The organism is Marinibacterium sp. SX1, assembly GCF_050389775.1.
GTDB lineage: Bacteria > Pseudomonadota > Alphaproteobacteria > Rhodobacterales > Rhodobacteraceae > Marinibacterium.
In genome coordinates this window covers 1,253,370-1,275,239 of record NZ_CP177144.1, presented here as the reverse complement: position 1 = coordinate 1,275,239, position 21,870 = coordinate 1,253,370, and the positions used below count along the sequence as shown (strand labels likewise).

Here is a 21,870-nt window from a genome sequence, read left to right as displayed (position 1 = left end):
GGCATCGACGGCCTCTTGAGGATCGGGGAACGGGTCATCGGCCGCGCAGGCGCACGTCGGCGCGATCGCGCAGCCAGTCGCCCAGGATCTGGACCGAGAAGGTCAGCAGGATGATCATCAGGGCCGGCACGATGACCATCCAGGGCGCGGTGGGCATGTAATCGCGGCCATAGCCGACCATCGATCCCAGCGTGGCCGTGGGCGGCTGGACGCCCAGGCCCAGGAACGACAGCGTGCTTTCCAGGATGACGATGTTGGACAGGGCCAGGGTGAACTGGACGACCAGCGGCGAGACGATGTTGGGCAGCACATGGGTCAGGGCGATGTAGCGCAGCCCCCCGCCCGAGGCCCGGGCGGCCTCGATGAAGGGCAGGCCGGTGATGCGCCGGACCTCGGCGCGCACGATGCGGGCGTATTGCTCCCAGCCGGCGATGCCCAGCACGGCGACCATGACCGGCAGGGTCGAGCCGAAGATCGACAGGATCAGCAGGGCGATCAGCGTGAAGGGCACGGCGATCTGCAGGTCGACGGCGCCCATGATGACATCCTCGGCCCAGCCCCGGCGCAGCCCGGCCACCAGGCCCAGCGTGCCGCCCAGCAACAGCCCGATGCAGGCGCCCAGCATGGCCAGCATCATGGTCAGGCGCAGGCCGTAGAGGCTGCGCGACAGCACGTCCCGGCCCAGTTCGTCGGTGCCCAGCCAGAACCCGGCCTTGTGGCGGTCGAACCCGACCGGCGGGCGCAGGCGCGAGATCAGGCTCTGTTTCAGCGGGTCGAACGGGGCGATCAGCGGGGCGAAGACGGCCAGCAGGACCAGGGCGATGCCGATCAGGGCGGCGATCTTCTGGATCGCGTTGGCCTCGGCCCAAAGCCTGGCCAGGGCACCGCGTTCGGTGGGGGATTGGGTCATGTCGACCATGGGATCACGCCTTTGCCAGCCGGATGCGCGGATCGGCCAGCGCATAGGCGATGTCGGTCAGCGCGTTGATGACGACCACGGCCACGGCCACGGTGATGACCCCGAACTGCAGGACCGGATAGTCGCGGGTGATGGCCGATTGCACGAGCAGCTCGCCGATGCCCGGCCAGGAAAAGATCGATTCGACCACCACGCTGCCGGCGGCGGCCAGCCCGGCGATCTGCAGGCCCAGCACCGAGAGCACGGTGACCCCGGCATTGCGCAGCCCGTGTTTCAGGATGACCACGGTTTCCGGCAGGCCCTTGGCCCGGGCGGTGCGCATGAAATCCTGACCCAGCACGTCCAGCATGGCATTGCGGGTGAACCGGGTCAGCGCGGCGATCAGCACGCCCGACATGGCAATGGTCGGCATGATGAAATGCGCCGGCGTGCCGTTGCCCACGACGGGCAGCAGGTTCCACATGAAGGCAAGGACCAGCACCATGAAGGTCGCGATGACGAAATTGGGCACGGCATAACCCACGAAGGCCAGGGCCAGGATCGCGCTGCCCACCCAGCTGTCGCGATAAAGCGCGGCCAGCACGCCCAGCGGGATCGACACCGCGACGGTCAGCGCCACCGAGGCGGCCAGCAATTGCAGCGACGGGCCGATGCGCTCGGCCACGATGTCGGCCACCGGCCGGCGTTCCATGAAGGACAGGCCGTAATTGCCCTCGGTGATGCCGCGCAGGTAGCCCAGGTATTGCTGCCAGACCGACTGGTCCAGGCCGAAGTAGCGGATCATCAGCGCGCGGTCCTCGGCGGTCAGCCCTTCGCCCAGAAAGGTGTCCATCGGGCTGCCGGTCAGCCGGGTGGCAAAGAAGACCAGGGTGACGATGGCAAAGAGCGTCAGGCACATCTTGACCAGGGTGCGCAGGACATAGACCGTCATGTGCGGGCCTCGCGGGTCAGCAGGATGAACGGCACCCCGGCATCGCGGGCAGTGGCCCCGTCGGTCACCGGGTTGTCGCCGACAAAGACCGCCTCGATCGCCGGGATGCCCGCCGCGCCCAGGGCCGCCCGGGCCATGGCCGCATGGGGCTTGCCGATCGAGCGGAAGAGCGTGTCGGGCAGGACGGCCTTGACGGCGGCCAGCAGCGCGCCCGTCTCGGCGATGGGCTGGCCGGCCTGGCCGGGATGGGCCGTGTCGGTATTGGCCACCCACAGCGCCGCGCCGGCCGCGAGATGGCCGGTCAGCACGTCCAGCCGGTCCAGCGAAAAGCCCGGATCGCGGCACAGCAGCACGACCTCGGGCTCGGGGGCATCCAGGTCAAAGCCCAGCCGCCGGGCTTCGCGTTCGATGGCCGGGCTGGCAAAGAGCGCCAGGCGGGCGCCGGGCACGATGTCATGCAGGTGCAGCAGGGTCTGATGGCCGGCCAGCAGGATATGCGCCGCCGGCACCGCCAGGCCCATCGCGGCCAGGTCGGCGGCCAGCCCGTCGGCGGTATGGGTGGAATTGTTCGACACGATCCGGAACCGGTCGCCGCAGCCCCGCACGAAATCCGGCGCATCGGAAAAGGCCCGGCCTTCGGACACCAGGCAGCCGTCGAGGTCGCACAGCACCAGCCGGGCGCCGTCAACAAGCGAGGGATCAAGCCCGGAGACCGGGCGGACGGGGTCGGCCAGAAGCGATGGCACGGGACAAGATCTCCTTTGTTCCAGGGCGTTGGCACCCTGAAGCATGTCGTGAAACAATGCTGACTGCGGTCGTGTCGGGCCGGCGTCCGGCCCCTGTGCAGCCAAAATCCGCGCCGGCTGTGACGTCGCTGTGACAAAGCAAAGCTAAGCTTTGAGGCACCCAAAGATCAGCATTCGGAACCGCCCATGTCCCTCTCCCTGCGCAAGCTCGAAGCCCTCAGCGCCGTGGCCGAAGCCGGCTCCTTCGCCGGGGCCGCCCGGCTGATGCAGCTGACCCAGCCCGGGGTGTCGCAATTGATTCGCGCCCTCGAAGACGAATACGGCGTGGTCCTGTTCACCCGCGACAAGGGCCGGCTGCTGTCGACGCCCTTCTGCGACCGGCTCTGCGATGCGGCCGACCGGGTGATGCTGGAATACCGCAGCGCCGAACAGATGCTGCAGCGCCACGGCACCCTGGCACAGGGCGAGCTGGCCATCGGCCTGGGCAATGCCATGCCCGGCATGTCGGTCATCGCGGCCTTCAACAAGGCCTATCCCAATGTCGCCCTGCGCGTGTCGACGGGGTCTTACGACCGCATCCTGCGCGACGTGATCAACCACAATCTCGATGTCGGCATCCTGCCCGAGATCCCAAAGGACACCCGGTTCCGGCGCAAGGTGCTGGCGACCAACCACGTGGTGGCCATCGTCGGGCTGGATCACCCGCTGGCCGGGCGGGCTTCGGTCGGTTGCGCCGAGCTGCTGCAATACCCGCTGATCTTTCGTTCCGACGGGTCGTCCACCCAGAAGGTCGTCGACCGCTATTTCCGCCGCAACGAGGTCGCGCCGGCGCCCTTCCTGACCCTCGACACCCGCGATGGCGTTTATGAAGCGGTGGTCAACGGCATGGGCGTGGGCTTTGTCTGGGAAACGGCCACCGGCCGCACCCGCGACGTGCGCCAGCTGGTGCTGGACGGCGGCGGCACGCAAAGCGCCGAGGTGGTCTTTGCCCCGGCCGACCGCCAGATGGAAACGGTCGGCGCGCTCTTCGGCATGATCGACACGCTGCATGCCACGCGGCCCGGGCGCGGCTAAGTCCCGGCCGTGGCCTGGCCGGGGCGCAGCTGCCCTGCCCCGCGTGTCCCCCGGGCAACGGTCTCTCTGCCAATTGCCGCGAAATACCGTCCCGCATCCGACCGGACCCCGCCGCAGTTGACGCGCGGCCCCCGGCCCTGACAGGCTGAACCCCGTGCAAGCCATCAGCCAGCCGGACCATTTCAGGGGATCACAGACATGGCTTGCACTCTACGCGCGGCCGCTCTTTGGGGCGGCACATCCTTCCTGGCGGCAACCGCCGCCCTGGCGCAGGATCTCGAAGACCCGGACGGCGTCTACCTGGGCGAAATCCAGCTTTACGGCGACCGCGCCGCATCGACGCTGGACCAGTCCGAAGCCTCGGTCGCCGTGCTGACCGAAGACCAGCTGGCCAGCCCGACGGTCCGCGATGTCAACGATGCCTTCAAGCTGATCGCCAATGTCTCCGACGGCGACCTGACCGAGAACGGCTTTGTCATCCGGGGCATCAATTCCGAAGGCCTGACCCCAGGCGGCGCCGGCGCGCCGCTGGCCTCGTTCTACATCGACGGCGTCCAGCAGACCGCCGAGGCCGCCCGGCGCGGGGCGCGCGGGGTTTTCGACGCCGAGCAGATCGAGGTCTATCGCGGCCCGCAATCCACCCTGACCGGCCGCAACGCCCTGGCCGGGGCGATCTACCTGCGCACCCGTGACCCCGATTTCCTGACCTCGGGCCAGGTCCAGCTGACCTATGGCGAGAACAACCATGTCCAGACCGGCATCGCCTATGGCGCGCCGCTGTCCGACAACCTGGCCATGCGGTTCAGCGCGGAATATTCGCGCAAGGACAGCGACATCAACTATCCCAGCTACGCGGCCTATCCCTGGCACGACGACCTGGCACAAGACGAATACTACACCCTGCGCGGCAAGCTCCTGTGGCTGCCCACCGGGTCGGACGACACCCGCGTGCTGTTCAGCCTGTCGCATTCCTACGACAGCCCGACGCCCAACCAGATAGCCGGGCCGAACTGGTCGGCCGCCGGGGTCAGCTATGACGACATGCGCGGCGACATCTATGGCGACATCTCGCCCTACGGCTTTGCCCTGCCCCTGTTCCAGGACGTGCGCGACACCACCGTCGACAATGCCGGGATCGAGATCACCCATGCCTTCAGCGACCGGCTGGTCCTGACCGCCCTGACCGGCCTGTCCTCTTCGATCACCGACCGGCGGTCGGTCAATTACGGCTACCCGGTGGCCGATCCCGATACCGATTTCGAAGGCGCCTACAACGTCGGCTCCTTCGACCAGATGATCCTGTCGCAGGAAGTCCGGCTGAACTATGACAGCGAGCGCCTGCGCTGGGTGGCCGGGGTCTATGCCGCCGACGAAAGCAACGACGGCTGGCGCGAGCAGTTCCTGCTGGGCTCGACCACGCGCACCGACAACACCGCCGATATCCGCAACTATGCCCTGTTCGGCCAGGTCGATTACGAATTCTCCCCGAACTGGAGCGTGATCGCCGGCGGGCGGATCGACTATTACAAGCAGAGCCAGACCGCCACCGCCGTGACCACCGATGTCAACGGCGTGGTCACGACCACCTCTGCCAGCGCGTCCAGCCATGACGAGACGGCCTTCATCCCCAAGCTGGGCCTGGCCTACCGGATCAACCCGTTCAACACCGTGGCCCTGACCTACCAGGAAGGCTATCGCCCCGGCGGCTCGGGCGTGCGGCTGAGCGATGCCCAGCCGTTTAGCTACGATGCCGAGAAGGCCAAGAACATCGAATTGTCCTGGAAGGGCAGCCTGATGGGCGGGCGGCTGAATGTCGGGGCCAACGTGTTCTACCAGGACTGGGACAACCAGCAGGTCGAGATCTGGGCGATCCCGGGCGATTCCACGTCGAGCTACATCGCCAATGCCGGCCAGTCCGAAAGCTATGGCGGCGAGGTCGAGATCAATTACTTCGCCACCGACCGGTTGAACATCTATGCCTCGCTTGGCCTGCTGCACACCGAGTTCAAGGATTTCTCGATCGGCAGCCTCAACCTGGCCGGCCAGCCGTTTTCCAACGCGCCGGAACAGAGCTTTGTCCTCGGCCTGTTCTGGGGGGCGTCGACGGGCTGGTTTGCCGGGGGCAACATGACCTACACGGGCAGCGCCCTGTCGCGGATCGAAGGCGCCACACCCCGGGCCGAGCTGGCCCATTACGTCACCGTCGATGCCCAGGTCGGGTATGCCTGGGACACGGTGTCGATCACGGCCTATGCCACCAACCTCTTCGACGAGACCTTCTATACCTATGAATACGGTCCCGGTTCGGTCGCCTCGCTGGGCGACCGGCGCGAAGTGGGCATCCGCCTGAACAAGACCTTCTGACCGGCCCGGCCCGCAAGGGCCGGCTCCCCCCTACCCCGGCCCGAAGGGCCGCCCCCCCCATCCTCGGCCCGAAGGGCCGCCCGCGCCAATCCCGGCCCGTCAGGGCCGCCTGCCACCAGCCCAGGCCCGTCAGGGCCGGCCTCCCTCCCCGGTTTCGTCCCGCGCGGGCTGCACCCGCCGGGGCACGCAGAGCGGGCCGCCGGTTTCGGGGTCCTCGATGATGCGCATGTCGATGCCAAAGACCTCGCGGATATGCCCGGGCGTCAGCACCCCGGCCGGCGGGCCCTGGTGGCGGATCCGCCCGTCCTTGAGCAGGACCAGGTGATCGGCATGGCGCGCCGCCTGGTTCAGGTCGTGCAGCACCGCCAGCACCGTCACCCCCTGCCCGGCCACCAGCCCGCCGACCAGCCCCAGCACGTCGAGCTGATGGGCCGGATCCAGGTAGGATGTCGGCTCGTCCAGCAACAGGATCTCGCCCTGCTGGGCCAGGGTCATCGCGATCCAGGCCCGCTGCCTCTGCCCGCCCGACAGCCGGTCCAGCATCTGCCCGCGCAGCCCGGTCAGCCCGGTCCGCTGCAACGCCGCCTCGACGCTGGCCGCATCCTCCGCCGACCAGCCCCGCAACATCCGCCGGTGCGGATAGCGCCCCTGCCGGACCAGGTCCTCGACGGTCAGCCCCTCGGGCGGCTGGGCGCCCTGGGCCAGCAGGGCCACCTGCCGCGCCCGGGCCCGGGCGCCGATCGCCGCCATCGGCACCCCGCCCAGCCGGACCTCGCCGCCCAGCGGCGCCTGCTGGCCGCCGATGGTGCGCAGCAGGGTCGACTTGCCACAACCGTTCGGCCCCAGCAGGGCCGTGAACCGCCCGCGCGCAATGGCCAGGTCGAGCCCCTCGATCACCCGCCGCCCGGCATACCCCGCCGCCAGCCCCCGCGCTTCCAGCGCATGCTCCGCCATCGTCCCGTCCCTCATCGCCGCGCCTTCCACAACAGCCAGCCGAAGAACGGCGCGCCCAGGAAGCCGGTCATCAGCCCCACGGGCACCTGCGCCGGAGGCATCAGCCGCCGGGCCACCACATCGGCCGCAACGACCAGGATCGCTCCGCAAAGCGCCGCCGCCGGGATCAGCGCGGCATGGCGGTGGCCGACGATCCGCCGGGCGATATGCGGCGCGGCCAGCCCGACAAAGGCGATCAGCCCCGCCGCGGCCACCGCCGCGCCCGACAGGGCCGCCGTGGCCAGGATCATCGTCAGCCGCACCCGGTCCACCCGCTGGCCCAGCCCCCGGGCCACGCTGTCGCCAAAGGCAATCACGTCGAGGTCGCGGGCGGCCAGCCAGGCCAGGGCCATGGGCAGCACCAGCCAGAGCGCCAGCAGCCGCACCTTGTCCCAGCGCGCGTCCTGCAGGCTGCCGGCCATCCAGATCATCGCCCGCTGCACGGCCGTCACCTCGCCGAAGGTCGACACGAAACTGGCCGCCGCCCCGGCCAGGGCGCTCAGCCCGACCCCGATCAGGATCACCCGCAGCGCGGCGCTGCCCCCGCGCCAGGCCAGCAGCCAGATCGCCGCCGACATGGCGCAGGCCCCGGCAAAGGTCAGCCAGGGCAGCGCGCTGTCGGGCACGGCGGTCAGCTCGACGATGACCAGCACGGCGACCAGCGCCGCCCCGGCGTTGATGCCCAGAAGGCCCGGTTCGGCCAGCGGGTTGCGCAGGATGGCCTGGGTCACCGCCCCGCCCACGCCCAGGGCCGCGCCGACCAGCAGGGCCAGCACCGCCCGGGGCAGGCGCAGCCCGCGCACGATGATCTCGACATGGGCCGGGCCTTCGCCGGGTGCCAGCAGCGCCCGGGCCACCGCGCCGGGCGCCAGCCGCTGATCGCCCAGGGCCAGCGCGGCCAGGCAGGCCAAGGCCAGGACAAGGGCCATGCCGGCGAGCCGGACGACAGGCGCCCCGGCCGTCACGCCGGCACCTGCAGCCGCGACCGGGCCAGCCAGATGAAAAACGGCGCGCCGACCAGGGCCAGCGAGATGCCCACCGGCACGTCATTGCCCCACAGCGCCCGGGGCAGCGTATCGGCCAGCAGGGTCAGCAGCGCACCGCCCAGCAGGGCCAGCGGCAGCAGCCGGCGGTAATCGCCACCCACCGTCAGGCGCACCATGTGCGGCACGACCAGCCCGACAAAGCCCACCGGCCCGGCCACGGCCACCGCGCCCCCGGCCAGCATCACGACCAGCACGGCCGACACCCCGCGCCACAGCACCGGGTCCTGGCCCAGCCCGCGGGCCACCTCGGCCCCCAGGCTCAGCGCCGTGAACCGGTCGCGCAGGACCATGGCCGCCACCAGCGCCAGCCCGACATGGGGCAGCACGGCCCGGACCTCGTCCAGGCCACGGCCCTTCAGCGACCCGGCCGTCCAGATCCGCACGGCATCCATGGTCTGGTCGTCGAAGATCAGCAGGGTCGAGGTCAGCACCGCCAGAAAGGTGCCCACGACCACCCCGGCCAGCACCAGCCGCACCGGCGACGGCCCCTCGCGGCCCGTGCCGCCCAGCCCGTAGACCGCCAGCGCGGCCAGCGCCGCCCCGGCAAAGGCCACCCAGACCAGCGCCCCGCTGCCGGCCGCCGGGTCGGCCAGCGTCAGGGTCAGCACCACGGCAAAGGCCGCCCCGGCATTGACGCCCAGCAGGCCGGGTTCGGCCAGCGGGTTCTGGGTGGCGGCCTGCATGATCGCCCCGGCCACGGCCAGCGCCGCCCCGGCGATCACCGCCGCCAGCACGCGGGGCAGACGCACCGACCAGACGATCAGCGCCTCCCGGCTGTCGCCCAGGGACCCTGCCGGATCATCGGGTCGCGACGCAGCTAGGGGCTCAACCAGGATGCGCGCGACCTCGGCCAGCGGAATGCGCGCCGTGCCGGTGCCCATCGCCCAAAGCGCCACCACCCCAAGGGCCAGCGCCAGGCCAAGCGCCGGCCAGGCCCAATGGCCGTCTCCCCATGCAGCTCCGCGCCCCATCACAGCCCGATCCGTTCCGCCCCGCCTGCCGGCCGGATCATTGCGCAGGCAGGATGAAACGTTCGATGTCGTCCAGCACCCGATGCGCCGAGCCCAGCCCGCTGAATTCCATCCAGACCGCCGGGTCGATCCGATGCACCTGGCCCGACCGCACCGCCGGCAGCATCTGCCACAGCGGGTTGGCCAGCACCTCTTCATGCCGCCCGTTGGTCGCGCTGTCGTTGGTGCCACCGACGATGTACAACAGGATCTCGCCGTCCAGCTGGCCCAGCTCTTCCCAGTCGGGCCGTTTCAGCGCCGGCCCCTCGGGCGCGGTTTCATAAGCGCTGCGCCGCACCCCGGCCTCGGCCAGGATCTCGAAGGGCGCATAGGCCCCGGGCGTGTCGGTGTAGACCTGGAAATCCCAGGTCGTGATGCGCAGCACCGACACCGGCACATCCGGCACGCGCGGCCGCAGCTCGGCCAGCCGGGCCTCGTAGGCCGCGAACATCTCGCGCGCCTGGTCCTCGCGGCCGGTCAGCCCGGCGACGATGTCGTAGAAGCCCCGCCAGTCGCCCGACACGTCCAGCAGGGTCGGCGCCAGTTGCGACAGCATCGGGTAAAAGCTCTCTGCCAGGCCCGGATCGCCGGTGAACCCCAGGATCAGGTCGGGCTGCAGCGCCACGATGCGTTCCAGGCTGGGCTCGGTCACAAAGCCCAGGTCGGTCACCCCGGCGGCTTCGGCCCGGGCCAGCAGGGCCTCGTCGCTCATCCGGGTCAGCGGCGCGCCGACCACGGGCAGGCCCATGTCCAGCCCGATGCCCAGGGCAAAACTCTGGTCCAGCACCACCACCCGCTGCGGCGCGGACGGCAGGCACAGCGGGCTGGCATGCACCCGGGGATCGTCCAGGACACGGCCTTCGCAGGCTGCGGCGGGCTGGGCGGCCTGCAGGAAAAGAACAAGGAAAATCAGGACAACGCGGCGCATGGCTCACCTCTGCTGAGACGCAAACTGGCTGAGGTGCGGGCCCCTGGCTGGCATCCGGTAAAGACCAGTCGCCCCCGACCTGTCAACCAAGGCAGCGGTCCGGCCGGCGCGGGGCCACTCCGGCCCCCGAGGCCGGAAAAGGCCGCAAAGGGCGGGGAAACCCCGGGAAAGATTCAGGAAATTGTCGAGGTATTATGGAGAGTTTGTTGAGGCAGGATCGAGGCAGCCCGCCCGGCACACCCCGCCGCAGCGCGCCCCGCCTCCGATGGAAACCCCTTCAAAGACAACGGGATAGCCCGATACTGGCCGGCCCCGCCCGGCCGGATGAGGGGCCCGCGACCGGCCGGGCGCGGTTTTTCCGCCGCCATTGCGGCCCCGTTCGGCCCCGGCCTCTATCAATTCGCATATAGCCGGGTGGTTGCCCGAACGTTAATCATGGCCCCAGGGATGTAGATTTATCGAGGAGACGCCACCGGGTGGGCGCGCAGCGATGCGCGGGCATACCCCGTGGAAGACAGGACATTTGGAGTAGCACGACCATGCAATCTCTCGCCACGGGCCCCCGGCAACTCTCACGGCCGGAGCCCTCGGGCTCTCCGGCATTCGGCGCCCCCCGGATGCGGGCCGGCATCCGCACTTCCGTCTCGCTTCTGGCCATCTGCGTCGCCGCCCCGGCCCTGGCCGATTGCCCGGCCGTGTCCAGCGGCGGCAGCGTGACCTGCACGGTGACCGAAGACACCACCCATATCGAGGTCATAGACAATTCGACCTGGTCACAGGCCACCTACACGATCAACAACTCGGCCAACCTGACCCCCAACAGCGACCTGTCCTACCAGAATTTCGGCATCATCCTCGATGTCTACGGCGACGCCGGCGAGACCGACGATTCCAATACCTCCGAGGCCGGTGGCATCGCCGGCGGCGTGCTCAGCATCACCAACAGCGGCACGATCATGATGACCGGCACCACCTCGCAAAGTGCCAGCCAGGGCCAGGTGGCCGGCATCCGGGCCTTTGCCTATGGCGGCAACGGCGTCGAACCCGACGACAATGGCGAGGACGGCGGCCGCGGCGGAGACGGCGGGCCGATCACGATCAACAACTCGGGCACGATCGACATCGAGACCAGCGCCACGGTCGACCTGTCGGTCCCGGCCTATGGCATCAACGTCCAGTCCAACTCGGGCAATGGCGGCAAGCAGAATTCCGGGGCCGGCGACCAGAAAGGCGGCAACGCCGGCGACGCCAAGGCCGTCAGCATCACCAACACCGCGATGATCACGCTGGGATCTCAGGGCGACGGCATCCGGGCCACGACCGACGGCCGGGCCATGCGCATCGTCAGCCAGGGCGGCACCGGCGGCCAGGACAATGGCGAAGGCGGCGCGGGCGGTGACATCACGATCAACAACTCGGGCAACCTCAACGCCTATTTCAACAACATCTCGACCGGCGAATACGGCTATCACGGTATCTTTGCCGCGACCCGGGGCGGCGACGGCACGGCGTCCTTCGACAATTCCGACAACGGCGGGCGCGGCGAGGAAGGCCGCACCATCACGCTGACCAACTCGGCCGACATCAACCTTCAGGTCTACGGCAACGACGCCACCGGCGAATCCGCCGGGATCTTTGCCCAGTCCAAGGGCGGCAACGGCGGGGCTTCGGCCGACAAGAGCACCGGCGGCAGCGGCGGCGGGGCCAGCACAGACACCAACGACAACGCGGCCGTCATGACGGTCAACCAGCAGGGCGGCACGATCGACGTCAGCGGCCATGGCGTGCGCGGCATCGTCACCCGGTCCGAAGGCGGCAACGGCGGCAATGGCAACGGCGATTCCGACAGCACCGGCGGCCAGGGCGGCTATGGCGGCCAGATCCAGGTGAACTTCACCGGGGATTCGGCGATCATCACCGACGGCTACGAAGGCTATGGCATCCTGGGCCAGTCGGTCGGCGGCATCGGCGGCGACAATGCGGGCAGCGCCGGCAAGGGCGGCAATGCCGGGGGTGTGGGCGCCTATGCGACCGCGGGCACCTCGATCACCACGACGGGCGATTACGGCGTCGGCATGACCTTCCATTCGGTCGGCGGCGGCGGCGGCACCGGCGACAACTTTACCGGCGTGCTGGCCGGTATGGGCGGCAACGGGGGCAACGGCGGCAATGCCGGCAAGGTCACCTTTACCACCGGCTCGACGATCAACACGGCCGGTCAGCACGCCTATGGCCTGCTGGCCCAGTCGATCGGCGGCGCCGGCGGCACCGGCGGCATCTCGGACGGGCTGTTCCTGGAACTGGGCGGCGCGGGCGGCGCCGGTGGCGCGGCCGGCGTGGTCGAGATCAACAACACCGGCACCATCACGACGACCGGCGATTATTCCGTCGGCATCCTGGGCCAGTCGCTGTCGGGCGGCGGCGGCGCGGCCGGCACGGCGGGCGGCGTCCTGGCCGTCGGCGGTTCGGCGGGCAGCGGGGCCAACAACACGGTGACCAGCTATGTCACCAATTCCGGCGATATCACCACCAGCGGCAATGCCGGCATCGGCATCGTGCTGCAATCCATCGGTGGCGGTGGCGGCACCGGCGGCGGGGCCGACGGCATATTCACCATCGGCGGTTCGGGCAGCACCGGCGGCAACGGCGGCACGGCCGAAGTGTTCCACGTCGGCGGCACGATCCAGACCTCGGGCAAACACAGCTACGGCATCGTCAGCCAGTCGATCGGCGGCGGCGGCGGCAACGGCGGCGACGTGATCGACGTTTCCGCCGGGATCGGCGTGGGCGTCGGCGGCTCGGGCTCGGGCGGCGGCAACGGCGGCGCGGCCTGCGTCAGCAATTTCTACGACGGCTGTTCCTCGACCCCGACCGACACCGGGTCCGAAGCCCCTGCCGAGGGCAGCAGCACGATCCTGACCTCGGGCGATTTCTCGCACGGGGTGATGAGCCATTCGATCGGCGGCGGCGGCGGCAACGGCGGCGACTTCCAGGGCGCGTCCTTTGCCTCGGTCCTGTCGGTGCAGGTCGGCGGGGGCGGTGGGGGCGGCGGCAATGCCGGTACCTCGACGGTCGATTTCAACAGCCTGGCCTTGCAGACCACGGGCGACAATTCCAAGGGCGTCGTGGCCCAGTCCATCGGCGGCGGCGGCGGCAACGGCGGCAATTCGACGGCCGTGAACGGGCTGACGCCCATTGCCTTCCAGGTTGGCGGCAGCGCCGGCAACGGTGGCGCGGGCAACAGCGCGACGATCACCCTGACCGACAGCGTCATCCTGACCAGCGGCAACACGGCCACCGGCATCCTGGCCCATTCCATCGGCGGCGGCGGCGGCACCGGCGGCTCGGCCTACGGGTTCGACGCCTCGATCGGCTTTACCTTCGACGGCGCGGTCGGCGGCAACGGCGGCGGCGGCGGCAATGGCGGCGTGTCGAGCGTCACGCTCAACGACAGCTGCGTGGCCACCGGCTTCAGCGGCAGCGATTGCACGGCCAGCACCGACACCGCGCTGGGAACCGATGCCGGCTCGTCGCACGGGCTGACCGTGCAGTCGGTCGGCGGCGGCGGCGGCACGGGCGGGTCCTCGCTGGCCTCGGCCCTGACCGTCGCGGCGCCCACGGGCGAAGGCGAATCGGTGGCCGTGACCGGCACCATGTCGGTCGGCGGCAAGGGCGGATCGGGCGGCAACGGCAACACGGCCACCGCCACGCTGAACGGCAGTTCGACCATCTCGACCGGCGGCGAAGGCGCCCATGGCATCCTGGCCCAGTCGGTCGGCGGCGGCGGCGGTGACGGCGGCAGCGGCTCGTCCCTGTCGGGCAGCCTGAGCGTGCCCAACACCACCTCGGTCGACCTGTCGGTCGCCCTGGGCGGGGCCGGCGGGTCTGGCGGCAGCGCCAACAAGGTCACCGTCGACATGAACGACAGCACCGCGATCGGCACCTACGGCGACAATGCCAACGGCATCGTGGCCCAGTCGATCGGCGGCGGCGGCGGCGACGGCGGCCTGGGCAATGCCCATAACGACAAGATCGGCCGCGGCCTGAACCTGAGCGTCCATGCCGCGATGGGCGGCAAGGGCGGGTCGGGCGGCATCGGCGGCGAGGTCGACGTGACCCTCGCCGACGACACCCGCATCGACACCTACGGCAGCGGCTCGCACGGGCTGGTCGCCCAGTCCATCGGCGGCGGCGGCGGCACCGGCCAGGGCGGGTCCTTCGGCCTGACGGCCTCGGGGTTCACCGCGGCCGAAGCGGGCAAGATCAAGCAGGAGAACGGCTCGGACGGGAAATCGGTCTTCAAGTTCAACGTCTCGGGCTCGGTCGACATCAACGTCGGCGCGACCACCGGCGACGGCAACACCGGCGGCAACCTGGACATCACGACCGGCGGCACCATTGCCACAAACGGCGATGATTCCGATGCCATCGTGCTGCAATCCATCGGCGGCGGCGGCGGCATCGGCGGCACCGCCGGGGCCAATGCAGGCGACAGTTCCAACGCCCTGCCCCGCCAGGAACTGGGCGTCGATACCTCGTTGAACGCCACGCTGTCCTTTGGCGGCACCGGCGGCACCGGGGCCCATGGCGGCACGGTGACCTACGTGCATTCCGGCGCGGCCTCGACCCAGGGCGATTTTGCCGACGGCATCGTCGTGCAATCGATCGGCGGCGGCGGCGGTTCGGGCGGCACGGCCACCAACACCGACGGCAACCAGACCGTCAGCGTCAACATGGCCCTCGGTGGCAATGGCGGCGGCGGCGGCAACGGCGGCGAGATCGACGTGACCTTCAACGACAACGGCGGCGGCACCGGCGTCACCACCCAGGGCCACAACGCCCATGCCGTGCTGCTGCAATCCATCGGCGCCGGCGGCGGCCATGGCGCGGTGGGCACGGCCTCGGGCGCCGGGTCGGTCGACGTGGATGGCGGCGGCGGCAGCATCCATTCCATCGACCTGGGCGCCGGCATCTCGCTGGGCGCGGGCTATGGCGGCAATGGCGGCGCGTCGGGCAACGGCGGCGCGGTCTCGGTCAAGCAGGGCAGCTACATGGGCCTGACCACCTCGGGCAATGATTCCTACGGCATGCTGGCCCAGTCCATCGGCGGCGGCGGCGGCACCGGAGGCACCGGCGGAGCGGTTCCGGGCGACGGCGTCCTGGATATCGACATCGAGCTGTCCATCGGCGGCATCGGCGGGGCGGCCGGCAACGGTGGCACGGTCGACATCAACACCGGCACCGTGCTCAACACCTATGGCGACCGGGCGATGGGCATCGTTGCCCAATCCATCGGCGGCGGCGGCGGCCTTGGCGGCACGACCGACGACGAGAGCATCGCCTCGATCAGCTTCGATTCCGTCGACGGCGTGTCGGGCAGCGGCGGCCAGGTCACGGTCGACCTGACCAGCGGCTACATCACCACCCGTGGTGACGGGTCGCATGCCATCATCGCCCAGTCCATCGGCGGCGGCGGCGGCATCGGGGGCGACCTGTCGGCCGCCACGCTCGACGCGTCCTACATCAACTCGGACCAGGCCGGCGTGTCGGGCGATGGCGGTGTCGTCGACGTCACCGTCGGCGGCGCGATCCAGACCCAGGGCGACAATGCCTATGGCGTGATCGCCCAGTCGATCGGCGGCCGCGGCGGGCTGTGGGGCAATGACGGCGTGCTGCATGCCGGAAGCGTCGGCGGCGCCGACGGCAATTCCTCCACCGTCAACGTCACGGCCAATGCCAACATCACCTCGGCGGGCGAGAATTCCATCGGCATCTTCGCCCAGTCCATGGCCCCCGACACGTCGGAGACCGTCACCGTCACGGTCAACAAGACCGTGACCGGCGGGTCGGGCGCCGGCAGCGGGGTCTTTGTCTCGCAGGGCGCCAACAACGTCGTCAACGTCAATTCCGGCGGCGCGATCCTGGCCGGCGGGTCGGCCGACGACGGCGACCAGGGCTATGCCGTGGAATACAACGCCACCTACGACCGCGAATACGGCGCCTGGCTGACCGTCAACAACCAGGGCACGATCAGCGGCGACACCTACCTGGTGGCCGCCGACCAGAGCCAGACCATCGCCAACAGCGCGGCCCAGGCCCGCACGACGGCAACCAGCGCGGCCATGCTGGCCACCAACGAGCGCATTGCCGGGCGGGTCGTCAACTTCAAGGAGGGCCACTGGACCCTGGGCGACACCTCGGTCGGCCACGTGCTGAACGCCGGCACGATCACCACCGCCCGGGGCACTCCGGGGCGCAGCGTCACCCTGCTGGGCAGCTTCCGCCAGAAGGCCAACGGCATCCTGGAAATCGCCGCCGATTTCGACGGCGGCACGGCCGACCGGCTGAAATTCCTCGGTGATGTCACCCTGGCCGGCAAGCTGCGCATCGCGGCCAGCGGGATCTCTCCGGGCACCAGCCATTCCGTGCTCAGCTTTGGCGGCAACGTCACCGGCGGGTTCGACGTGGTGGATTCGGCGGCTGTCGACTATCAGCTCGACATGATCGGCAACGAGGCCGTGGTGTCGATCAACGGCACGCGCTTCGGCTCGGCCTATGCCTCGCTCAACAGCAACCAGCAATCGGTCGGCGACCATCTCGACCGGATCTACGACAGCGGCGCGGTGGGCTATGCCGAGGTGCTGGCCGATCTCGACGGGCTGTCGGCGCTGGACAACGGCGAGGCCACCTATGCCGCGGCGCTGGGGTCCTTTACCCCGGGCAGCGCCCTGGCGGCGGCGGCCACCCAGGCCATGTTCGCCCAGGCCCGCATGCAAAGCGCGCTTGGCTGCAACGCTCCGAGCTTCGGCGTGACCGAAGAGCTGGACACCTGCAGCTGGGCCGATATCGGCGGGCTGACCTTCGACCAGAACGGGGTCGGCGGCTATGACGGCGACCAGTTCGTCGTCAGCGGCGGCGCCCGGGCGGCGCTGGATTCCGAATGGCAGGTGGGCTTTGCCCTGGGTTACGAGCACAGCTCGTTCACCGCGGATGGCGGCAGCTCGACGGCGGAAGGCGACGGCGGTTACATCGCGCTGGCCGCGGGCCGCAACATCGGCGGCTTTGACCTGGGCGCGGCGATCACGGCGGGCTATGGCACCTACGACCTGGAACGCAACGTCGTCGGCGCGGCCACCCCGACCCTGGCCGAGGGTGACACCGACATCGCCAGCTTTGGCGCGCGGCTGCATGGGTCGCGGCTGTTCGGCAGCGCGGCGGGTTATGTCCGGCCGGCCCTGTCGCTCGACCTCGTCCACACCCAGGCCGCGGGCTATACCGAGACCGGCGCGGGGGCCTACAACCTGGCCGTCCAGGACCAGTCGGAAACGATCATGATCGCCACGCCGTCGGTCGAGGTGGGCAAGGTCATGGCCGTGGGCAACGGCATGTCGCTGTCGATGTTCGCCAATGCGGCGGTCAGCCTGTCGAATGCCGATGAATGGACCTCGATCGCCCGGCTGGACATGGCCGATGCCAGCGCCGGCACCTTCACCACGGCCGTGCCCGTGGCCGACCAGCTGGGCCGCGTGTCGCTCGGCCTGTCGCTGGCCCGGTCGCAGACCTTCGAAGCCCGGCTGGAATACGCCGGGGCCTTCGGCGACGACTTTGCCAGCCACGGCATCGGCCTGGGCATCACGGCGCGCTGGTAAGTGACGGCCGCCCCGGCATATCGACACCGGACGCGGGCGGGATGAGCGATCATCCCGCCCCTCCCCATTCCGTCCTCATCATCGAGGACCAGGAACACACCGCCCTGCGCTTCAAGGCCGCCATCGACGCCTGCCCCGACCTGCAGGTCTGCGGCCTGGCCCATGACCTGGCCACGGCCTGGGCCCTCTTCGACGCCAGGAAACCCCGGTTCATCCTGACCGACCTCGGCCTGCCCGACGGCAGCGGCGTCGAAATCATCCAGGCCGCCGCCCGGGTCGACTGGCCCTGCGACAGCATGGTCATCTCGGTCTTCGGCGACCGCAGCCGGGCCATGGATGCCATCCGCGCCGGCGCCCGGGGCTACCTGCTCAAGAGCGATCCGGTGGGCGAAATCTCGCGCCAGATCCTAGAGGTGATCAACGGCGGCAGCCCGATGAACCCCAAGATCGCGCGCTACCTGCTCGACATGCTGGCCCCCGACAGCGCCGACCGGGCCCTGTCCGAAGAAGAGCGCCTGACCCAGCGCGAACAGGAAATCCTGAGCTTGGTCGCCCGGGGCTACAAGCGCCGCGAGATCGCCGAGATGCTCAGCATCACCGTCGGCACCGTGGGCATCCACATAAACAACACCTACAAAAAACTGAAAGTCAGCACCAATATCGAGGCCGTGACTCGCGCGTCGCAGATCGGACTTCTCTGATGCCCCGCATCATCCAGGCCTTCGCGGCCAGCCTTGCCCTTGTGCTGGTGCTGACCGGCCTCATCTCGTTGCTGCCGGCCGGGTCCGACCGCCAGTTCGACGGGGCCGACCGGCTGCGCGATGCGGCCTTCTGCCTGGCCGATGCCACCGGCTGCCGGGCTGATCCGGTGCCCGTCACCCTGCCCCATCGCTATCGCCCGCCCGGCGGCGACGGCATCCATGCCGCCCGGTTCTCGCTGCGGTTCGACCGGACCGGCGCTGAGGACGGGGTGACCGCCGTGTTCCTGCCGCGCTTTTCCGATGCCGTGTCGCTGTCGGTCAACGGCCAGCGCCTGCTGCCTGCGCCCTGGCTGACCGGCCATTGGCGCAATTTCCACCATTGGCACCGCCCGGCCATCGCCACCGTGCCCAATGCCACGCTGATGCCCACGGGCAACCGGCTCGACATCGACCTGGCCGCGCACGGTTTCCAGGACATCGCGCTGTATCCCGTCTATGTCGGCGCGGCCGCGCCCCTGGATTTCGTCTATGAATTGTGGGGCATCCTGCGCGTCGGCACCGCCCGGGTGAATTTCAGCCTGGTCCTGCTGGCCGGCGGCGCCGTGCTGCTCTTCTGGCTGATGCATCGCGAGGACATGCTGTATTTCTGGCTGGCCGCCGCCAGCTTTGCCAGCGCGGCGGTCTGCTATCACTGGGTCTATCCCAATCTGCTGACCGATTACCGCGCCTGGCTGACCCTGTGGAACACCGCCGCCGCCCTTCAGATCTGGTGCACGCTCTGTTTCGTCTGCGCCCTGCTGCGCGTGCCCTTGCGGCGGCTGCGCCTGGCCTGCCTGGCCCTGTTGCTGGCCGGCAGCGCCGCACTGGCCCTGCTGCCCCTTGATGCCTTCCAGGCCTTCGTCGCGCTCTACCAGCTGGGCTTCATCCTGATGGCCCTGGTCATGCTGACCGTGCTGGTGGCCTGGCGCCAGGCCACCCATCCGCTGAATTTCGCCGTGCTCTTCGGGCTTTACGCCCTGGCCCTGTCGCTGGCCCTGGCGCAATGGGCCTCGCGCCATTTCTGGGCCGACTGGGCGCCGTCGATCACCTCGCTGATGATCCCCGTGGCCTTCATCCTCAGCCTGCTCTGGGTGATCTTCTTTCAGCTTGCCCGGTCCATCGCCCAATATGAAAACCTGACCGCCGCCCTGCAGACCACGATCGACGAGAAGACCGCCGAGCTGCAGGCCTCCTACGAGCGCCTGGCCGATCGCACCCGGGCGCAGGCCATCGACGAGGAACGCCAGCGCATCCTGCTTGACCTGCACGACGGGGTCGGCGGCCAGCTGGTCAACATGCTGGCCTACCTGTCCGCCCGGCCCGAACGCGACGCGGTGCTGCAGGCCGCGCTCGAAGGCGCGCTGCGCGACATGGGGCTGATGATCGACAGTATCGAGGCCGGCGACAGCATCGCCACCCAGCTGGGCCTGCTGCGCGGCCGGCTGGAACCGATTTTCGACGAGCATCACGTCGACCTGGTCTGGCGGATCTGGGCCGAACCGCATCTGCCCGGAGCCGGCCCGTCGCAAACCCTGACCCTGCTGCGCATCGTGCAAGAGGCAATCACCAATGCCGTGCGCCATGCCGGGGCGCACCAGATCACCATTTCCGCCAGCGAACACAGCATTTCCGTTGCCGATGACGGCCACGGCTTTGACCTTGACCAGCCCGCCTCCGGGCGCCGCGCGGGCATCGGGCTGACCAGCATGAAACGCCGCGCCGGCGCGCTTGGCGCCCAACTCGACATCACCAGTTCGGGCCGGGGCACGCGGGTCGTGCTGTCCTGGCCCGGCTAGGGGCGCCCCGCCTCGGCCCCGGCCAGCGTGTCGCGGATGTCTTCGATGATCCGGCGGATACGCGCGGGCAGCACCCGGCCACGACGATGCACCAGCCATAATTCGTGCCGGATCGGGCGGGCCAGCGGTACGACCCGCAGCCGGTCCCTCTGGGCACAGGTCTCGACCCCCGATCGCGGCAGGATCGTATAGCCCAGCCCGCGCGCCACCGGGTCCGGGATCTGGCCGATCTGGTTGATGAAGCTGCGCTGGCGCAACCGGTCGGCGCCGGGGTAATCGTCGGGAAAGTTGGCGCCCAGCAATTCGTCCGCATGGGCAAAGCCGTCGGGATGGGCGATGAATCCAAGCCGTTGCAGCGCCGCGAGATCCTCGGGTGGTGGCGCGGCCGCGGGCAGGATCAGGCACAGCTCGTCCTCGCCGATGCGCTGGCCGTCCAGCCGCGCCCGGCGCGGGGCGTGATCGGCGATACCCAGGTCCAGCTCGCCGGCCAGCACGCCATCCTCGATCCGCCGTTGCGGCGCGGCTTCCAGTGTCACGGTCAGCCCCGGCGCCTGCGCCATCAGGTCCAGGAACCGCGGATAGAGCAACAGCGCCAGCGAGCCCGATGTGCCGATCCGCACCTCGCCGGTCTCGGCATCGTCCTGGCCCAGGCCCTCGCGCAGCTGCCGCTCTTCCTCGCGCCGGCGCTGACCGATGGCCAGCAACGCCTCGCCCGCCGGGGTGGGCACAAAGCTCTTGCCGTCGCGCGACACAAGCGGCTGGCCGACCTGTTCCTCCAGCTTGCGCAGGTGCTGGCTGACCCCCGGCTGGGTCATGTTCAGGCTGGCCGCGGCCCGGGTGAAATGCCCGATCTCGCAGAGCGTCACGAAGGTGTTGAGCCATTGGGCGTTGAGCGTCACGTGTCATGCCAAATTGTTATCATTTCCAGTGCAAATGATAATTGGATCGCGAGCACCCGTCATCCCATATCCCTGCCGATCAGACACAGGAGACGGATCATGTCCACGCCCACAACGCCCCGCACCTTTTCCCACATCGGCCTGTCGGTGCCCGATCTCGACGCCGCGGTTGCCTTTTACCGCGATGTGATGGGGTTTTATGTCATCATGGAGCCGACCGAGATCGCCGAGGATGACAGCGACATCGGCGTCATGTGCAACGATGTCTTTGGCCCGGGCTGGGGACGGTTCCGCATTGCTCACCTGTCGACCGCCGACCGGATCGGGTTCGAATTGTTCGAATTCCCCGAGAACCATCGCCCCGACGACAACCTGCCTCATCGCCAGGTCGGCCTATTCCACTTTGCGATCCAGGATCCCGATCTCGAGGGCCTGCTGGCCCGTATCGTGGCCGCCGGCGGCCGCCAGCGCATGCCCGTCCGGTCCTATTTCCCGGGCGAAAAGCCCTATCGCATGGTCTATGTCGAAGATCCTTTCGGCATTGTCTTTGAACTGTATTCGCACAGCTACGAATTGACCTATTCGGCCGGCGCCTACGCCTGATCGGTCGCCCCTGCCGGACGCTCCCGGCCTTCGCGACCGCAGGCGCCTTTGGCTTGCGGTCGTCGAAACCGCGATCGCCCGGCTCGGCAGGGGGGCGGGCGATCCCAATCGCCCCGGCCCGCCTGCCCCGACGTCTGCCGGAGCGAGCCTGTCCTCGGCTCTCGGCTCTCGG

14 protein-coding genes are annotated in these 21,870 nt (G+C 69.5%); 6 read left to right on the top strand and 8 right to left on the bottom strand.

Annotation, left to right across the window (positions count from 1 at the left end):
* Nucleotides 1-34: 34 nt before the first annotated feature.
* Genes ACK3BB_RS05690 through ACK3BB_RS05680 form a run of 3 tightly spaced genes read right to left on the bottom strand, consistent with a single transcriptional unit; the run spans nt 35 to nt 2,596 of the window.
* Nucleotides 35-919 (bottom strand): ABC transporter permease, encoded by an 885-nt coding sequence (locus ACK3BB_RS05690; protein WP_428927758.1) that lies wholly within the window; start codon nt 917-919, stop codon nt 35-37.
* Nucleotides 920-923: 4 nt separating this feature from the next.
* Nucleotides 924-1,850 carry an ABC transporter permease gene (locus tag ACK3BB_RS05685; RefSeq protein ID WP_428927757.1) on the bottom strand — a complete coding sequence of 309 codons (927 nt, stop codon included), beginning with the start codon at nt 1,848-1,850 and terminating at the stop codon, nt 924-926.
* Nucleotides 1,847-2,596 (bottom strand): HAD hydrolase-like protein, encoded by a 750-nt coding sequence (locus tag ACK3BB_RS05680; protein WP_428927756.1) that lies wholly within the window; start codon nt 2,594-2,596, stop codon nt 1,847-1,849. Before ACK3BB_RS05680 ends, ACK3BB_RS05685 begins: the two co-directional genes overlap by 4 nt.
* 186 nt (nt 2,597-2,782) lie before the next feature.
* On the opposite strand from ACK3BB_RS05680, the gene ACK3BB_RS05675 reads away from it, so the two are divergent.
* Entirely contained in the window at nt 2,783-3,670 is an 888-nt protein-coding gene (locus tag ACK3BB_RS05675) for a LysR substrate-binding domain-containing protein (protein WP_428927755.1), read from the top strand.
* Between the two features lie 198 nt (nt 3,671-3,868).
* Entirely contained in the window at nt 3,869-6,034 is a 2,166-nt protein-coding gene (locus tag ACK3BB_RS05670; RefSeq protein WP_428927754.1) for a TonB-dependent receptor, read from the top strand.
* Nucleotides 6,035-6,163: 129 nt separating this feature from the next.
* Here the strand turns inward: ACK3BB_RS05670 and ACK3BB_RS05665 are convergent, their stop codons facing one another.
* Genes ACK3BB_RS05665 through ACK3BB_RS05650 form a run of 4 tightly spaced genes read right to left on the bottom strand, consistent with a single transcriptional unit; the run spans nt 6,164 to nt 10,011 of the window.
* On the bottom strand, nt 6,164-6,988 hold the full coding sequence (locus ACK3BB_RS05665; protein WP_428927753.1) for an ABC transporter ATP-binding protein: 825 nt from the start codon (nt 6,986-6,988) through the stop codon (nt 6,164-6,166).
* 11 nt (nt 6,989-6,999) lie between these two features.
* Nucleotides 7,000-7,956, bottom strand: a complete 957-nt coding sequence (locus ACK3BB_RS05660; protein ID WP_428927752.1) for a FecCD family ABC transporter permease — start codon at nt 7,954-7,956, stop codon at nt 7,000-7,002.
* A gap of 32 nt (nt 7,957-7,988) precedes the next feature.
* Complete coding sequence (locus ACK3BB_RS05655; RefSeq protein WP_428927751.1) at nt 7,989-9,044, bottom strand: FecCD family ABC transporter permease; 1,056 nt, start codon at nt 9,042-9,044, stop codon at nt 7,989-7,991.
* A gap of 37 nt (nt 9,045-9,081) precedes the next feature.
* Complete coding sequence (locus tag ACK3BB_RS05650) at nt 9,082-10,011, bottom strand: iron-siderophore ABC transporter substrate-binding protein (protein ID WP_428927750.1); 930 nt, start codon at nt 10,009-10,011, stop codon at nt 9,082-9,084.
* A gap of 617 nt (nt 10,012-10,628) precedes the next feature.
* Between ACK3BB_RS05650 and ACK3BB_RS05645 the strand changes: the two genes are divergently transcribed.
* Genes ACK3BB_RS05645 through ACK3BB_RS05635 form a run of 3 tightly spaced genes read left to right on the top strand, consistent with a single transcriptional unit; the run spans nt 10,629 to nt 20,196 of the window.
* Nucleotides 10,629-17,660 (top strand): hypothetical protein, encoded by a 7,032-nt coding sequence (locus ACK3BB_RS05645; protein ID WP_428927749.1) that lies wholly within the window; start codon nt 10,629-10,631, stop codon nt 17,658-17,660.
* Between the two features lie 41 nt (nt 17,661-17,701).
* Nucleotides 17,702-18,361 (top strand): LuxR C-terminal-related transcriptional regulator, encoded by a 660-nt coding sequence (locus tag ACK3BB_RS05640; protein WP_428927748.1) that lies wholly within the window; start codon nt 17,702-17,704, stop codon nt 18,359-18,361.
* Nucleotides 18,361-20,196: a sensor histidine kinase gene (locus tag ACK3BB_RS05635; RefSeq protein WP_428927747.1), complete on the top strand. Its 1,836-nt coding sequence runs from the start codon at nt 18,361-18,363 to the stop codon at nt 20,194-20,196. The genes ACK3BB_RS05640 and ACK3BB_RS05635 overlap by 1 nt, the downstream gene beginning before the upstream one ends.
* Here ACK3BB_RS05635 and ACK3BB_RS05630 read toward each other — a convergent pair.
* Nucleotides 20,193-21,095: a LysR family transcriptional regulator gene (locus ACK3BB_RS05630; protein ID WP_428927746.1), complete on the bottom strand. Its 903-nt coding sequence runs from the start codon at nt 21,093-21,095 to the stop codon at nt 20,193-20,195. The genes ACK3BB_RS05635 and ACK3BB_RS05630 overlap by 4 nt on opposite strands.
* Before the next feature lie 99 nt (nt 21,096-21,194).
* Here ACK3BB_RS05630 and ACK3BB_RS05625 point away from each other — a divergent pair, with 99 nt between their 5' ends.
* The gene (locus ACK3BB_RS05625; protein WP_428927745.1) at nt 21,195-21,698 is read left to right on the top strand and encodes a lactoylglutathione lyase family protein; all 504 of its coding nucleotides are present in this window, start codon (nt 21,195-21,197) and stop codon (nt 21,696-21,698) included.
* Nucleotides 21,699-21,870 lie beyond the last annotated feature (172 nt).

Excerpts from the sequence above, each read along its gene's own strand:
- ACK3BB_RS05645 (WP_428927749.1), top strand. The coding sequence starts at position 10,629 with ATGCGGGCCGGCATCCGCACTTCCGTCTCGCTTCTGGCCATCTGCGTC.
- ACK3BB_RS05670 (WP_428927754.1), top strand. The coding sequence starts at position 3,869 with ATGGCTTGCACTCTACGCGCGGCCGCTCTTTGGGGCGGCACATCCTTC.
- ACK3BB_RS05640 (WP_428927748.1), top strand. The coding sequence starts at position 17,702 with ATGAGCGATCATCCCGCCCCTCCCCATTCCGTCCTCATCATCGAGGAC.
- ACK3BB_RS05685 (WP_428927757.1), bottom strand. The coding sequence starts at position 1,850 with ATGACGGTCTATGTCCTGCGCACCCTGGTCAAGATGTGCCTGACGCTC.
- ACK3BB_RS05625 (WP_428927745.1), top strand. The coding sequence starts at position 21,195 with ATGTCCACGCCCACAACGCCCCGCACCTTTTCCCACATCGGCCTGTCG.
- ACK3BB_RS05655 (WP_428927751.1), bottom strand. The coding sequence starts at position 9,044 with ATGGGGCGCGGAGCTGCATGGGGAGACGGCCATTGGGCCTGGCCGGCG.
- ACK3BB_RS05660 (WP_428927752.1), bottom strand. The coding sequence starts at position 7,956 with ATGGCCCTTGTCCTGGCCTTGGCCTGCCTGGCCGCGCTGGCCCTGGGC.
- ACK3BB_RS05690 (WP_428927758.1), bottom strand. The coding sequence starts at position 919 with ATGGTCGACATGACCCAATCCCCCACCGAACGCGGTGCCCTGGCCAGG.
- ACK3BB_RS05675 (WP_428927755.1), top strand. The coding sequence starts at position 2,783 with ATGTCCCTCTCCCTGCGCAAGCTCGAAGCCCTCAGCGCCGTGGCCGAA.
- ACK3BB_RS05635 (WP_428927747.1), top strand. The coding sequence starts at position 18,361 with ATGCCCCGCATCATCCAGGCCTTCGCGGCCAGCCTTGCCCTTGTGCTG.
- ACK3BB_RS05650 (WP_428927750.1), bottom strand. The coding sequence starts at position 10,011 with ATGCGCCGCGTTGTCCTGATTTTCCTTGTTCTTTTCCTGCAGGCCGCC.
- ACK3BB_RS05665 (WP_428927753.1), bottom strand. The coding sequence starts at position 6,988 with ATGGCGGAGCATGCGCTGGAAGCGCGGGGGCTGGCGGCGGGGTATGCC.